The sequence below is a fragment of the Massilia suwonensis genome (assembly GCF_042655665.1).
Lineage (GTDB): Bacteria > Pseudomonadota > Gammaproteobacteria > Burkholderiales > Burkholderiaceae_D > Telluria > Telluria suwonensis.
The window spans coordinates 2,631,931-2,645,213 of the sequence record NZ_JBHSMR010000013.1 but is presented as its reverse complement, the minus strand read 5'-3'; the positions used below and the strand labels follow the sequence as shown (position 1 = coordinate 2,645,213).

Below are 13,283 nucleotides of genomic sequence, written 5' to 3'. Positions count from 1 at the left end.
ACCAGAACCTTGGATGTTTTGACCTGAATGAGTGCTTCCCAGACTATGCGTACTACCCGTTTGCATCACCTTAAGCTGGCCGCGGCGCTGCTGTGCGCGCTCACGGCCAACGCTGCTTTCGCCCAGGCTGCCAAGCCGGCACCTGCGCCGGCGCAAGCCGCTGCCCCCGGTAGCGGCTTCCTCCCGCCGGCGTCGAGCAACGCCAACGTTATCGATGCGATCCGCGTCGTCGTCAACGACGAAGTCATCACCCGCAACGAAGTACGCGACCGCGTCGGCCAGATCACCCAGCGCCTGCGCGCCCAGAACGCCCAGCTGCCGCCGCTGGCCGACATCGAACGCCAGGTGATCGAGGCCATGGTCGTCGAGCGCGCCCAGATCCAGCTGGCCAAGGAAATGGGCGTGCGCGTCGACGACCGCACGCTCGACGCCGCCATCGGCCGCATCGCCGAAGGGCAGAAGATGTCGCTGCAGGAGATGCGCAACCAGATGGAAAAGGAAGGCCTGACCTTCGCCCAGTTCCGCGAAGAGATCCGCAACGAGATCATGCTGCAGCGCCTGCGCGAGCATGAAGTCGACAGCAAGATCCAGGTCTCGGACGCCGAGGTCGACACCTATCTCGCCGCCGAGAAGGCCGCCGCGGCCGAGAAGGTCGAGATGGACATCGCCCAGATCCTGGTCGGCATCCCGGCCAACGCCACGCCCGAACAGATCGCCGCGCGCCGCGCCCGCGCCGACGAAGTGATGCGCCAGCTGCGTACCGGCGCCGACTTCGCCAAGATCGCCGCCACGTATTCCGACGCGCCCGACGCCCTCAAGGGCGGCGCCATCGGCTGGCGCGATCCGGACCGCCTGCCGCCGCTGATCAGCGACCAGCTGCGCAAGCTCAGCCCGGGCCAGGTCACCCCTGTCATCAAGAGCAATACCGGTTTCCACATCGTCAAGCTGGTCGACAAGCGCAGCCTGGCCAAGGAGCCGGAGCAGGCCGTGGTCCAGCAGACCCGCGCGCGCCACATCCTGATCAAGGCGACCCCGGCGATGCCGGCCGCGCAGGTGAAGGCCAAGCTGGCCGAGCTGCGCGCGAAGATCGTCGCCAAGAGCGCCACTTTCGAGGACCTGGCGCGCCAGAACGGCCAGGACGGCACGGCCGCCAAAGGCGGCGACCTGGGCTGGCTGCAGCCGGGCGACGTGGTGCCGGAATTCGAGAACGCGATGAATGCCCTGAAACCGGGCGAGGTGTCGGACGTGGTCGAGTCGCCGTTCGGCTTCCACCTGATCGAAGTCCTCGAGCGCAAGAGCGAAGACCAGAGCAAGGAGCGCGAGCGCCTGCGCGCACGCAACGTGATCCGCGAGCGTAAACTCGGCGAAGCCGTCGAGGACTGGGCGCGCGAAGTGCGCGACCGCGCCTACGTCGAGTACCGCGAAGAGGCGTAAACAGCATGGCCGTGCCGCAGACTGTGCGCCCGACCCTGGCGCTGACCGTCGGCGAACCGGCCGGCATCGGGCCCGAGATCTCGATCCGGGCCGCCTGGGCCCTGCGCGAAGAGGCCAATTGCGTGCTGGTGGGCGACGCCGCCTTCCTCGCGCTGACCGCCAGCCTGATCGACCCCGCCATCCGCCTGTCGGCGCTGTCGGTCCAGGCACTGCGTAACGGCGGCCTGCCGCATTTCGGGCGCGAGCGCATCGCCGTCGTCGACGTGCCGCTCGCCGCCCACGTGGTGCCGGGCACGCTGGACAAGGACAACGGCCGCGCCGTGCTGGCGACGCTGGATCTCGCCATCGAGGGCGTGCAGGCCGGCTGGTTCGACGCCATCGTCACGGCGCCCCTGCAAAAGAGCACCATCAACCAGGCCGGCGTCGCCTTTTCCGGCCACACCGAATACCTGGCCGAAAAAACGAACACGCCGCAGGTGGTCATGATGCTGGCCGGCCAGCCGGCGGGCGAGCAGCCTTACCTGCGGGTGGCGCTGGCTACCACCCACCTGCCTTTGAAAGACGTGCCGGCGGCGATCACGCAGGAAGGATTGGCACGGGTGCTCGACATCGTGCACGCCGACCTGCATGATAAGTTCGGCATCGCGGCGCCGCGCATCCTGGTCACCGGCCTGAATCCCCACGCGGGCGAAAACGGCTACCTGGGACGCGAGGAGATCGAGGTCATCGAGCCGGCGCTGGCGGCCGCCAGGGCGCGCGGCATCGATGCGCGCGGACCGTATCCGGCCGATACCCTGTTCCAGCCGAAGTACCTCAACGAGGCGGACTGCGTGCTCGCCATGTACCACGACCAGGGCTTGCCGACCCTGAAGCACGCCACCTTCGGGCGCGGCATCAACGTCACCCTCGGCCTGCCGCTGATCCGCACCTCGGTCGACCACGGCACCGCGCTCGATCTGGCCGCGCAGGGCCTGGGACTGGCCGACTGCGGCAGCATGGAAGAGGCGATCCGCGCCGCCATGCTGATGGTGACGGCCAGTCAAGGTGCTGCAAGCCGCACCCAATAACACGAAAGCAAGAATGAAACACGTCGCACGCAAGCGCTTCGGCCAGAACTTCCTGACCGACGACCATGTCCTGAACAGCATCATCGATGCGATCGCCCCACGCCGCGGCGAAGCAATGGTCGAGATCGGCCCGGGCCTGGCGGCGATGACGGCGCTGCTGCTGAAGGAACTCGACCACATGCACGTGGTCGAACTCGATCGCGACCTGGTGACGCGTCTCGAGAAGGCCTACCCGCGCGAAAAGCTGACGGTCCACTCGGCCGACGCCCTCAAATTCGACTTCGGCGCCTTGCCGGTGCCGGAGGGGCAGAAGCTGCGCATCGTCGGCAACCTGCCATATAACATCTCGAGCCCGCTGCTGTTCCACCTGGCCGAGTTCGCCGACCTGGTCGAGGACCAGCACTTCATGCTGCAAAAGGAAGTGGTCGAGCGCATGGTGGCCGAACCCGGCACCAAGGCCTATGGCCGCCTGTCGGTGATGCTGCAATGGCGCTACGACATGTCCCTGCTGTTCATCGTCCCGCCGACCGCCTTCGACCCGCCGCCGCAGGTCGATTCGGCCATCGTGCGCATGGTGCCGACCCGGAGAAAACTCGCCGTCGACGGCGCGACCCTGGAAGCGGTGGTACAGAAGGCGTTTTCCCAGCGCCGCAAGGTGATCCGCAACTGCGTGGCCGGCATGTTCACCGAAGCGCAGCTGGTGGAAGCGGGCATCGATCCGGGCGTGCGGCCGGAGAACGTCAGCCTGGAGCAGTACGTGGCGCTGGCGAACATCCTGAAGCCAGTGTAATAACGCTCGATCTCATCCGTGATGCGTTGCACAACGCTTCACACCCCCATTTTGGACGTTTCATCGCGCCCTTTACGCACTTCGTCGCAAGTCGATGGAGGCGCGTAAAGGCGCTTGCTAATCTACTCCCATCGAAAGCCCGAACGCACATGCAAAGGGCGCACCAACTCACCGAAGGGAGCCTGAAATGAACGTCCTCAAACACATGGAAACGCTGTTCCTGGTGGCCGCCCTGGCCGTCGTCGGCACCACCTACGCCAGCGCCGAGAGCTACAAGGCGCAAGTGCGGGCCGATTCCCTCGTCTCGAGCGACAGCGGCAAGATGGCGGTCGTGAAAGTCACCGCCAAGCGCGTCGCGCCGGCTACCAAGTTCGGCTGATTCAAAGGCTCCCGGAAACGCGGGCAAAAAAAAGCCCGCCGTTGCGGGCGGGCTAAATCCAATTCTTTTCTGAGGAGAGTTGGAGGAGACAGGTGCAATTATGCTGCACCACAACATATACGTCTAATTTTCTTTTGGAATGATCGACATCGTTGTGGTGAATGTCTCCGCTGTTAAGCTCAGGAGTTATTGACGCAGGTGACGACAATCGTGTCGACCTTGTTGTCGTCCATCGTGCCGACGCCGCCGGCAACGCTGCAGGTCTGGCCGGTTGGCTGGGTCAGCACCGTAACGCCGTAGGTCTGGCCATAGGTCACGCCGTTGATAAACGTGAAGGTGCTCGGGTACGCACCGCTCGTTGCATCTTTGGTAAAGGTGAAGGTGCCGCCGGCGCTGCCGTTGGTGAGCACGAGGCCGTCAGCCGCCAAGCCCCGCACCGTGCCGCCGATCGTATTGACCACCAGCGAGCAGACGATCACGGCGTTGATCGACGACAGGCGGCCCGCCGTATCGGCGGTGCCGCTCGAGGTCGAGCACGTCTGGTGCTGCGGGTTGGTCTTCACGCTGACGCTGTACGGCTCGCCGTAGTCGACTTCGTTGGGGAAGCTGTAGGTGACGTTCTGGATGTTGCCGCTCGCGTCCCGGCCCAGCGGCGTGATTGGCAAGTCATTGGCCAGGTTGTTCTGCAGCACCAGGCCAGGATATTGCAGGCCGGCCACCACGCCGCCAATCGTATAGCTCGAGGTACCGCCACCGCAGGCACTCAGGCCGGCAGCCACCGTCAGCGCGCACAGCGCCAGAATCGATTTCTTCAAAATACTCTCCACAGGAATGATCAAGGCGTCGTGCAGTTGAGGTCGACGGTCTTGCCGACGTTATCCATGGTGCCCGAGCCGTTCGCCACGGTGCAGGTCTGGCCAGGAGCAGCCAGCACGGCCACGCCGTACACGGCGCCTTCGGGAATCTGCGACATCTGGACGACGGTATCGGTCGGGGCGACGGCCTTGCGGTCGGAACCGTTCACGATTTCCAGGCCGGCGGCGTGGCTGCCGTTGACGCGCACCGTCAGCGGGAAGGTTTTCAGGGTGCAGACGACTTGCACGCTCGAGATGCTGAAGACGGCCTTGCCGGTGCCGGTGCCTTCGACCACCTTGCAGCCGTCGGTGCCGCCCGGCGTCGACGGTTGGGTGTTGTCGGGCGAGGCGACCACTTTCACGTTATAGGTAGCGTCGGTCTCGACCAGGTCGGGGAAGACGAAGGTCGTGCCGACCGGGACTTCGTAGCGCGGGCCGTCGTTGTTCGTCAGCACCAAGCCGGACTTGGTGTAGCCGCTGATGGTGCCGCCGACAAAGACATCACCGTCGCCGCCGCCGCAGGCGGACAGGCTCAGCGCGCACGCCAGCGCAATGCCGGCACGCAGGGGGGAACGAATCATAATTTCTCCAAAAAAGGGGAGGGGCAAGGCGCGCAAGCGGAGGCGCCTGGCCACATGCTGGAAAGTTTGCCCATCATTTTAGAGCATTTGACAAGCCCCGGGCTCATTAGGGTTTGTATCACGGTGTAACGACGGGCACGCGCTCGTACCCGTTTGCACGCATTTGCAATTCTCTGCTGGCCTCGCTATGCTGGATTCTCCCAAACGACAGCCACCGATGAAGCCCTCCAACCGCCGCCCCTGGCCCAAAGCCATCCTGTTCGACCTCGACGACACGCTGTGGCCGATCGCCCCCGTCATCCTCCAGGCCGAGCAGACGCTGTTCAAGTGGCTGGCCAGCAATGCGCCGCGCGTGGCCGAACGCTTCACCATCGACAGCCTGCGCCAGGCCAGGCTCGAATTGCTGGCGCGCCGGCCCGAATTCCAGCTCGACCTCGGTGCGCTGCGCCGCGCCGGCCTGATCGCCGCCTTCGAACAGGCCGGCGAAGACGCGGACAAGGTCGAACTGGCGATGACCGAATTCTTCGCCGCCCGCAACGCCGTGATTCCCTACGACGACGTCCTGCCCGGCCTGCTGCGCCTGAAGGGACGTGTCCTGATCGGTTCGGTTACCAACGGCAATGCCGACCTGCAGACCATCGGCCTGGCCCACCATTTCCACGCCTCGGTGTCGGCGCCCGGTTTCGGCCGCGCCAAGCCGGACGCGGCGATCTTCCACGCCGCCTGCGACGCCCTCGGCGTGGCCCCGCAGGACGCCGTCTACGTCGGCGACGATTTGCTCCTCGACGTGCAGGGCGCCCAGCGCGCCGGGCTGCGCGGCATCTGGATGAACCGCACTGCCAGCCGCCGGCACCTGGAAGAGGGCGTGCAGCCCGATGCGATCGTTTCGAATATGGATGACCTGATCGACTGGCTCAAGCGCGAGCACGCCTGAGCCTACTCTGCACGCACAGGGCGCCTTCCAGGGTGCATAATAGCCGTGCAACCATTCCGCGCGCTTCTACTTCCATGCAACTTGAACCCCGAGCCCAAACCCTGCTGAAAGCCCTCGTCGAGCGCTACATTGCCGACGGCCAGCCGGTCGGGTCGCGTGCGCTCTCGAAGATTTCCGGCCTCGACCTGTCACCGGCCACGATCCGCAACATCATGGCCGACCTCGAGGAAATGGGCTATGTCGCCAGCCCCCACACCTCGGCCGGCCGGGTGCCGACGCCGCGCGGCTACCGCCTGTTCGTCGACACCCTGCTCACGGTGCAGCACCTGGAGGGCCAGCACGGCCAGCACGGCGTCGATCCCGAGCGCATGCGCATCGCCGCCCAGCAGCCGCAAAAGATCATCGCCAACGCGGCGCAGATGCTGTCCTCGCTGACGCAATTCGCCGGCGTCGTGCAAAGCCCGCGCCGCGAGTCCGTGTTCCAGCAGATCGAATTCCTGCGTCTGTCCGAAAAACGCATCCTGCTGGTGATCGTCGATCCGCGCGGCGACGTCCAGAACCGCCTGCTGTTGACCGACGTCGACTACACGCCGGCCCAGCTGGTGCAGTCGGCCAATTACCTGAACCAGAATTTTGCCGGCCTCAGTTTCGACGACGTGCGCCTGCGCCTGACCGGCGAATTGCGCCAGCTGCGCGAAGACATCGGCGGCTTGATGCAGACGGCGGTGGAAGCGGGCAGCGAGGCGATGGCCGAAGGCAGCGAGGAGATGGTGATTTCAGGCGAGCGCAATTTATTGTCGGTGTCCGACCTGTCCTCGAATATGAGTTCGCTACGCCAGCTGTTCGAGATGTTCGAGCAAAAGACCGGCCTGATGCAGCTGCTCGACATGTCGAGCAAGGCGGGCGGGGTGCAGATCTTTATCGGCGGCGAATCGAAGCTGGTGCCGATGGACGAGATGAGCGTGGTCACCGCGCCCTACGAGGTGAACGGCAAGATCGTCGGCACCCTGGGCGTGATCGGGCCGACCCGGATGGCGTACGAGCGCGTGATTCCGATTGTCGACATTACGGCGAAGCTGCTGTCGAATGCCTTGAGCAACTCTTAACGGCTGACATGTACCCGTAAGGTGGGCGGCTCCCGCCGCCCACGCGTTCAACCAGCGCCAGAAACCTCGCGACAGGTTTTCATGCGTCGAACTCGTGGGCGGGGGACCCGCCCACCTTACGAGCGTGTGAAAAAATCGCCATGGCCGCGTTGCATCGTCTCGCCGTACCCTCGTACTGTCTTCGACGATGCGCCTTGCCCTGACGATTTTTTCACACGCTCTACGGGTGGATGCAGGTTGTAACAAAAAACGGCGCCATTGGCGCCGTTGTGCATTGCGGGTGCAGCTTGCTCAATTGTTGCCGCGGTGCGGGCAGGCCACCTTGGTGCAATTGCCGTAGATGGCCAGCGCGTGTTCGGCGATCTTGAAACCGCGTTCGCTGGCGATCTTGTTCTGGCGCGATTCGATCTCCTCGTCGAAGAATTCCTCGACGTGGCCGCAATCGAGGCAGACCAGGTGGTCGTGGTGCGAGCCGGCGTTCAGTTCGTAGATCGCCTTGCCGGTTTCGAAGTGGTTGCGGTTCAGGAGCCCGGCCTGCTCGAACTGGGTCAAAACGCGGTAGACGGTCGCCAGGCCCACGTCCATGTTCTCGGCCAGCAGGATTTTATAGACGTCTTCCGCCGTCAGGTGCCGCACTTCGCTGTTCTGGAAAATTTCGAGGATTTTCAGGCGCGGCAAGGTCGCCTTCAGGCCGCTCGCCTTCAGGTCGGTCGGTTTGTTACTCATGTTTGTTACTCGTAGATGGGCGGAGTGCTTTATGATATAGCGTTTTGGAAGCTCCCGCTAAACGTTTTGAGGTTACTTATGCGCGTCTTTGATGCCCTTGTTCATCGCTCCAAGGCCCGGGCCCTGCTTGCCGCCGGCCTCGCCTGCACGCTGGTCCTGTCCGGCTGCGCATCATGGCGCAACCAGACCAAGCCTGCCGCACCGGTGAACACGTCCCCGGCCGCTCTTGAAGCCGACGCCAGCAAATCGGCTTCGCTGGCCAATGCCGGCGCCCAGACGACCGAAGGCACGCGGCTGCAGAAATTCCTGTGGATTTTCTCGCCCTACCGTCCGGACATCCAGCAAGGCAACTTCGTCTCGCAAGAAATGCTGAACCAGCTGAAAGTGGGCCAGACCCGCGAGCAGGTGCGCTTCCTGCTCGGCACCCCGCTGCTGACGGACATGTTCCACGCCGACCGCTGGGACTACCCGTTCTACCTCGCGCGCGGCAATGGCGAGCTGACTACCAGCCGCGTCACCGTGTATTTCAAGGACGACGTGGTCGAGCGCTTCGACGGCGGCAACCTGCCGACCGAGCGCGAGTACATCGCCCGCATCGCCGGTCCGGCCAAGAACGTCGTCAAGGAAGCGAAAAAGGCCGAAAAGGCGGCCGCCAGCCGTCCGGTCGAGCCGGCCACCCCTGCTACCCCCGCCACTTCCACGAACACCCCGTAAGACTGTCATGACGCAACTGAAAATCGCGGTCGCCGGCGCCAGCGGGCGCATGGGCCGCATGCTGATCGAGGCGATCGCCGCCGCTCCCGATGCCGTGCTTGCCGGCGCCCTCGACGTCGCGGGCTCCCCCTTCATCGGCCACGACGCCGGCGCCTTCTCGGGCCAGCTGACCGGCGTGACGATCGAGTCCGACCTGGCGCGCGCGCTGGCGAACGCCGATTGCCTGATCGATTTCACCCGCCCCGAAGGCACGCTGCAGCACCTCGCGTACTGCGCCGCGAACGACGTGAACATCGTGATCGGCACCACCGGTTTCGACGACGCCGGCAAAGCGGCGATCGCCGCCGCCGCCGAGAAGGTCGCCGTCGTCTTCGCGCCGAACATGAGCGTGGGCGTGAACGTCACGCTCAAACTGCTGGAACTGGCCGCGAAGAGTTTTAACGAAGGCTACGACATCGAGATCATCGAGGCGCACCATCGCCACAAGGTCGACGCCCCCTCGGGTACGGCCCTTAAAATGGGCGAAGTCATCGCCGACGCCCTCGGCCGCGACCTGAAGGACTGCGCCGTCTACGGCCGCGAAGGCGTGACCGGCGAACGCGACCCGTCGACCATCGGCTTTGCCACCGTGCGCGGCGGAGATATCGTCGGCGACCACACCGTGCTGTTCGCCGGCACCGGCGAGCGCATCGAGATCACGCATAAATCGAGCAGCCGCGTCACCTACGCCCACGGCGCCCTGCGCGGCGCGCGTTTTATCGCCGACAAGGCGAACGGCCTGTACGACATGCAGGACGTCCTCTCCCTGAAAGGCTGATCCCATGGCAGTAGCGGAACTGAACGGCGCCCTGATCGTCAACGAAGCGAGCTTCTTCGCCGAAAGCCGGCGCGCGTTCGGCTTTCACACGGCCACCGGCGACACCATCGACACCTGGGTCGATTGCCTGAGCTACCTGCGCGACGACGAGAACATGACCAAGTTCCGCCTGCAGCCGGACGAAGTCCTGGAAATCGTCATCACCGACAGCGCCGCCCTGCGCTCGCGCCTGCCGGACCTGGTCGACGAGATCGCGTTCTGCGTCGGCGGCATCAACGAGCGCTACGAGGACTACGGCGAAAAGCCGGCGCTCGAGCTGGTCCTCCGCTGACCAGACCGCGAGGTCCCTTGCCTTTTCTCTGCAAACGGCCCGGGACCCCGCTCGTAGGGTGGGCACTCCGTGCCCACGCGGATCATGCGCACCTCTATCGCTTCAGCAGCAGCTCCGCTGACTGACGAGATGACTCCATGACCGCCGACGACCTCCTCTCCATCTCCCGCTACGTGATGCCGGTCTTGCCGCTGCACCCGGCAAAACTCGGCTTCCTGTTCGGCACCCGCCACGGCGTCGAAGAATTCTGCATCGAGACATACGCCCTCTGGCAGCGCGGCATGTTCGAACGCCTGCTGGTCTCGGGCGGCGCCACGGCGGGGCAGGCGATACCTGAAGCGCTGGTCATCGCCGAACGCCTGGTCGAACTGGGCATCCCCCCATCCATCCTGATCCTCGAATGCGAGGCGCTGAACACCGGCGACAACGTCATCCTCGGCCGCCGCAGGGTGGCAGAAGTCATCGATCTGGGTGAGATCGACAGCGTGCTCGTCATCGGCAAAGTCTGCGCCATGCGCCGCTACCTGATGACCCTGGCGCGCCACTGGCCAGAGGTATCCGTCTCCGCCTGCGCCATCAATTATTTCGGCCTGCCGGCAGAGCGCTGGCACGAGCACGACGAGTTCCGCCGGCGCGTGCTGGCCGAATTCCACAAGATTCCGCAGTACCTGGAGCAGGGCTTCCTGCGCGAGCTGGACGGGCATGGGCCGTATCCGGTGCTGGGTGCCGGCGCATGAAGCAGGTAATCTTCAGCCCGCGGCGCCTCATGTAGGGTGGGCACGGAGTGCCCACCCTACGAGAAACGCTACGGACTCCGCTTCGCCGCAGTGCAAGATGAAACAGTATAATGTTCTGCTAAAGCTCCGCTTTCCATCCTTCCCACATTCCGTCCGCAGAACATCATGCAAGATAAATATAGTCCCGCCGAAGTTGAACAGGCCGCGCAGGCGTACTGGAAATCGATCGATGCCTACAAGGCTGTCGAGCACGATCCACGTTTCCCGAAAGGCAAGTATTACGCCTGTTCGATGCTGCCTTACCCATCCGGCAAGCTGCACATGGGTCACGTGCGCAACTATACGATCAACGACGTGATGTACCGCTACCTGCGGATGAACGGCTACAACGTGCTGATGCCGATGGGCTGGGATGCCTTCGGCATGCCGGCCGAGAACGCGGCAATGGCCAACAATGTGCCGCCGGCCGAGTGGACCTATTCGAACATCGCCCACATGCGCGGGCAGATGGAATCGATGGGCCTGGCCATCGACTGGTCGCGCGAGATGACCGCCTGCAAGCCGGAATACTACAAGTGGAACCAGTGGATGTTCCTCAAGATGCTGGAAAAAGGGATCATCTACCAGAAGACCGGCACCGTGAACTGGGACCCGGTCGACCAGACCGTGCTGGCCAACGAGCAGGTCGTCGACGGCAAGGGCTGGCGTTCGGGCGCGCCGATCGAGAAGCGCGAAATCCCGATGTACTACGTGCGCATCACCGACTACGCCGACGAGTTGCTGGATTTTGTGGACAACAAGCTGCCGGGCTGGCCGGAGCGCGTGCGCACCATGCAGACCAACTGGATCGGCAAATCGGTCGGCGTGCGCTTCGCCTTCCCGCACGTCGTCATGGACGACGCCGGTGAACTGATCAACGACGGCAAGCTCTACGTCTTCACGACGCGTGCCGACACCATCATGGGCGTGACCTTCTGCGCCGTGGCGCCGGAACACGCGCTGGCCCAGCACGCCGCGAAAAACAATCCTGAGCTGGCCGCCTTCATCGCTGAATGCAAGCTCGGTTCCGTCATCGAAGCCGACATGGCGACGATGGAGAAGAAGGGCATGCCGACCGGCCTCGTTGTCACGCACCCGGTCACCGGCGAGCAGATCCCGGTCTGGGTCGGCAACTACGTGCTGATCACCTATGGCGACGGCGCCGTGATGGGCGTGCCGGGCCACGACGAGCGCGACTTCGAATTCGCCAAGAAGTACAAGCTGCCGATCAAGCAGGTGGTTGCCGTCGAAGGCCAGGAATATTCGCTGGACGGCTGGCAGGAGTGGTACGGCGACAAGGAACACGGCCGCACCATCAACTCGGGCAAGTACGACGGCCTCGATTACACTGCGGCTGTGAATGCGGTCTCGGGCGACCTCGCGGCGCAGGAGCTGGGCGACAAGAAGGTCACCTTCCGTCTGCGCGACTGGGGCATTTCGCGCCAGCGCTACTGGGGAACGCCGATCCCGATGATCCACTGCGCCGAGTGCGGTACGGTGCCGGTTCCTGAGAAGGACCTGCCGGTCGTGCTGCCCGAGCACCTGGTCCCGGACGGCACCGGCAATCCGCTCAACAAGGACGAAGCCTTCCTGAAGTGCGACTGCCCGAAGTGCGGCAAGCCTGCGCGCCGCGAGACCGACACGATGGATACGTTCATCGATTCGTCCTGGTACTACATGCGCTATACCTCGCCGGGCTCGAACGAGGCCATGGTCGACGCGCGCAACGATTACTGGATGCCGATGGACCAGTACATCGGCGGCATCGAACACGCTGTCATGCACCTGCTGTACGCGCGCTTCTGGACCAAGGTCATGCGCGACTTCGGCCTGGTGAAATTCGACGAGCCCTTCGTCAACCTGCTCACGCAAGGCATGGTCCTGAACGAGACTTATTATCGCGAAGACGCGTCGGGCAAGAAGACCTGGTTCAACCCGGCCGACGTCGAGCTGACCTTTGACGACAAGGGCCGTCCGCAGAACGCGGTCCTGAAGGCCGATGGCCAGCCGGTCATCATCGGCGGCACCGAGAAGATGTCGAAGTCGAAGAACAACGGTATCGACCCGCAGGCGCAGATCGAGCAGTACGGCGCCGACACCGCGCGCCTGTTCACGATGTTCGCGTCGCCGCCGGAGCAGACCCTGGAATGGTCGAACAGCGGCGTCGAAGGCGCGAGCCGCTTCCTGCGCCGCGTGTGGGCCTACGGCTACGCGCAGCGCGAGCGCATCGCCGCCGGCCTGGCGGGCAGCCTTGCCGGTGTGGCGCTGGACGACGCCCAGAAGACCCTGCGCCGCGAAGTGCACAAGGTGCTGCAGCAGGCCGACTACGACCTCAAACGCATCCAGTACAACACGGTGGTCTCGGCCTGCATGAAGATGCTCAACACGCTGGAGTCGGCCAAGCTGGCCGAAGGCGCCGCGTCGGACGCAGTCATCGCCGAAGGCTTCTCGATCTTCCTGCGCTTGCTGAACCCGGTCGCGCCGCACATCACCCACGCGCTGTGGCAGGAACTCGGCTACGCCAAGGTCCACGGCGACATCCTCGACGTGCAGTGGCCGGAAGTCGACGCCGCCGCGCTGGAGCAGTCCGAGATCGAGATGATGATCCAGGTGAACGGCAAGCTGCGCGGTTCCGTCAAGGTGCCGAAGGATGCCGACAAGGCGGCGATCGAAGCGGCGGCGCTGGCTTCCGAAGCGGTCCAGAAGTTCATCGAAGGCACGCCGAAGAAGGTCATCGTCGTGCCCGGCAAACTCGTCAACATCGTGGTCTGACC

At 64.4% G+C, this 13,283-nt stretch carries 14 protein-coding genes; 11 read left to right on the top strand and 3 right to left on the bottom strand.

The genetic code is table 11. The features are described from left to right. Nucleotides 1–45 precede the first annotated feature (45 nt). The 4 genes from ACFPQ5_RS20020 to ACFPQ5_RS20005 all read left to right on the top strand — a co-directional run bounded on the left by ACFPQ5_RS20020 (nucleotide 46) and on the right by ACFPQ5_RS20005 (nucleotide 3,670). On the top strand, nucleotides 46–1,434 hold the full coding sequence (locus ACFPQ5_RS20020) for a peptidylprolyl isomerase (protein WP_379759912.1): 1,389 nt from the start codon (nucleotides 46–48) through the stop codon (nucleotides 1,432–1,434). Between the two features lie 5 nt (nucleotides 1,435–1,439). Next, on the top strand, nucleotides 1,440–2,501 hold the full coding sequence (gene pdxA, locus ACFPQ5_RS20015) for a 4-hydroxythreonine-4-phosphate dehydrogenase PdxA (protein ID WP_379759909.1): 1,062 nt from the start codon (nucleotides 1,440–1,442) through the stop codon (nucleotides 2,499–2,501). 13 nt (nucleotides 2,502–2,514) lie between these two features. After that, nucleotides 2,515–3,291 (top strand): 16S rRNA (adenine(1518)-N(6)/adenine(1519)-N(6))-dimethyltransferase RsmA, encoded by a 777-nt coding sequence (gene rsmA / locus ACFPQ5_RS20010; protein ID WP_379759906.1) that lies wholly within the window; start codon nucleotides 2,515–2,517, stop codon nucleotides 3,289–3,291. A gap of 187 nt (nucleotides 3,292–3,478) precedes the next feature. Next, the gene (locus ACFPQ5_RS20005) at nucleotides 3,479–3,670 is read left to right on the top strand and encodes a hypothetical protein (protein WP_136221935.1); all 192 of its coding nucleotides are present in this window, start codon (nucleotides 3,479–3,481) and stop codon (nucleotides 3,668–3,670) included. 179 nt (nucleotides 3,671–3,849) lie between these two features. Here the strand turns inward: ACFPQ5_RS20005 and ACFPQ5_RS20000 are convergent, their stop codons facing one another. After that, on the bottom strand, nucleotides 3,850–4,485 hold the full coding sequence (locus ACFPQ5_RS20000; RefSeq protein ID WP_379759903.1) for a hypothetical protein: 636 nt from the start codon (nucleotides 4,483–4,485) through the stop codon (nucleotides 3,850–3,852). 20 nt (nucleotides 4,486–4,505) lie between these two features. Then, entirely contained in the window at nucleotides 4,506–5,105 is a 600-nt protein-coding gene (locus tag ACFPQ5_RS19995; protein WP_379759900.1) for a hypothetical protein, read from the bottom strand. A 217-nt stretch (nucleotides 5,106–5,322) separates the two neighbouring features. On the opposite strand from ACFPQ5_RS19995, the gene ACFPQ5_RS19990 reads away from it, so the two are divergent. Together ACFPQ5_RS19990 and hrcA are read left to right on the top strand one after the other, a co-directional pair. Then, nucleotides 5,323–6,039, top strand: coding sequence for an HAD family hydrolase (locus ACFPQ5_RS19990; RefSeq protein WP_379759897.1), 717 nt, complete (start codon nucleotides 5,323–5,325; stop codon nucleotides 6,037–6,039). A gap of 74 nt (nucleotides 6,040–6,113) precedes the next feature. Next, nucleotides 6,114–7,145 carry a heat-inducible transcriptional repressor HrcA gene (gene hrcA / locus ACFPQ5_RS19985; RefSeq protein WP_379759894.1) on the top strand — a complete coding sequence of 344 codons (1,032 nt, stop codon included), beginning with the start codon at nucleotides 6,114–6,116 and terminating at the stop codon, nucleotides 7,143–7,145. 291 nt (nucleotides 7,146–7,436) lie between these two features. Here the strand turns inward: hrcA and fur are convergent, their stop codons facing one another. Next, a complete protein-coding gene (fur, locus tag ACFPQ5_RS19980; protein WP_379759891.1) occupies nucleotides 7,437–7,871 on the bottom strand; it encodes a ferric iron uptake transcriptional regulator in 435 nt (144 codons plus the stop codon). Between the two features lie 78 nt (nucleotides 7,872–7,949). On the opposite strand from fur, the gene ACFPQ5_RS19975 reads away from it, so the two are divergent. The 5 genes from ACFPQ5_RS19975 (at nucleotide 7,950) to leuS (ending at nucleotide 13,281) form a co-directional block, all read left to right on the top strand. Beyond that, a complete protein-coding gene (locus ACFPQ5_RS19975; RefSeq protein ID WP_379759888.1) occupies nucleotides 7,950–8,585 on the top strand; it encodes an outer membrane protein assembly factor BamE in 636 nt (211 codons plus the stop codon). Nucleotides 8,586–8,592: 7 nt separating this feature from the next. Beyond that, entirely contained in the window at nucleotides 8,593–9,402 is an 810-nt protein-coding gene (dapB, locus tag ACFPQ5_RS19970; RefSeq protein ID WP_379759886.1) for a 4-hydroxy-tetrahydrodipicolinate reductase, read from the top strand. 4 nt (nucleotides 9,403–9,406) lie between these two features. Next, nucleotides 9,407–9,733: a barstar family protein gene (locus ACFPQ5_RS19965; protein WP_379759883.1), complete on the top strand. Its 327-nt coding sequence runs from the start codon at nucleotides 9,407–9,409 to the stop codon at nucleotides 9,731–9,733. Nucleotides 9,734–9,870: 137 nt separating this feature from the next. Next, a complete protein-coding gene (locus ACFPQ5_RS19960; protein WP_379759880.1) occupies nucleotides 9,871–10,470 on the top strand; it encodes a YdcF family protein in 600 nt (199 codons plus the stop codon). A gap of 165 nt (nucleotides 10,471–10,635) precedes the next feature. After that, nucleotides 10,636–13,281, top strand: coding sequence for a leucine--tRNA ligase (gene leuS, locus ACFPQ5_RS19955; protein WP_379759877.1), 2,646 nt, complete (start codon nucleotides 10,636–10,638; stop codon nucleotides 13,279–13,281). Nucleotides 13,282–13,283: the final 2 nt, after the last annotated feature.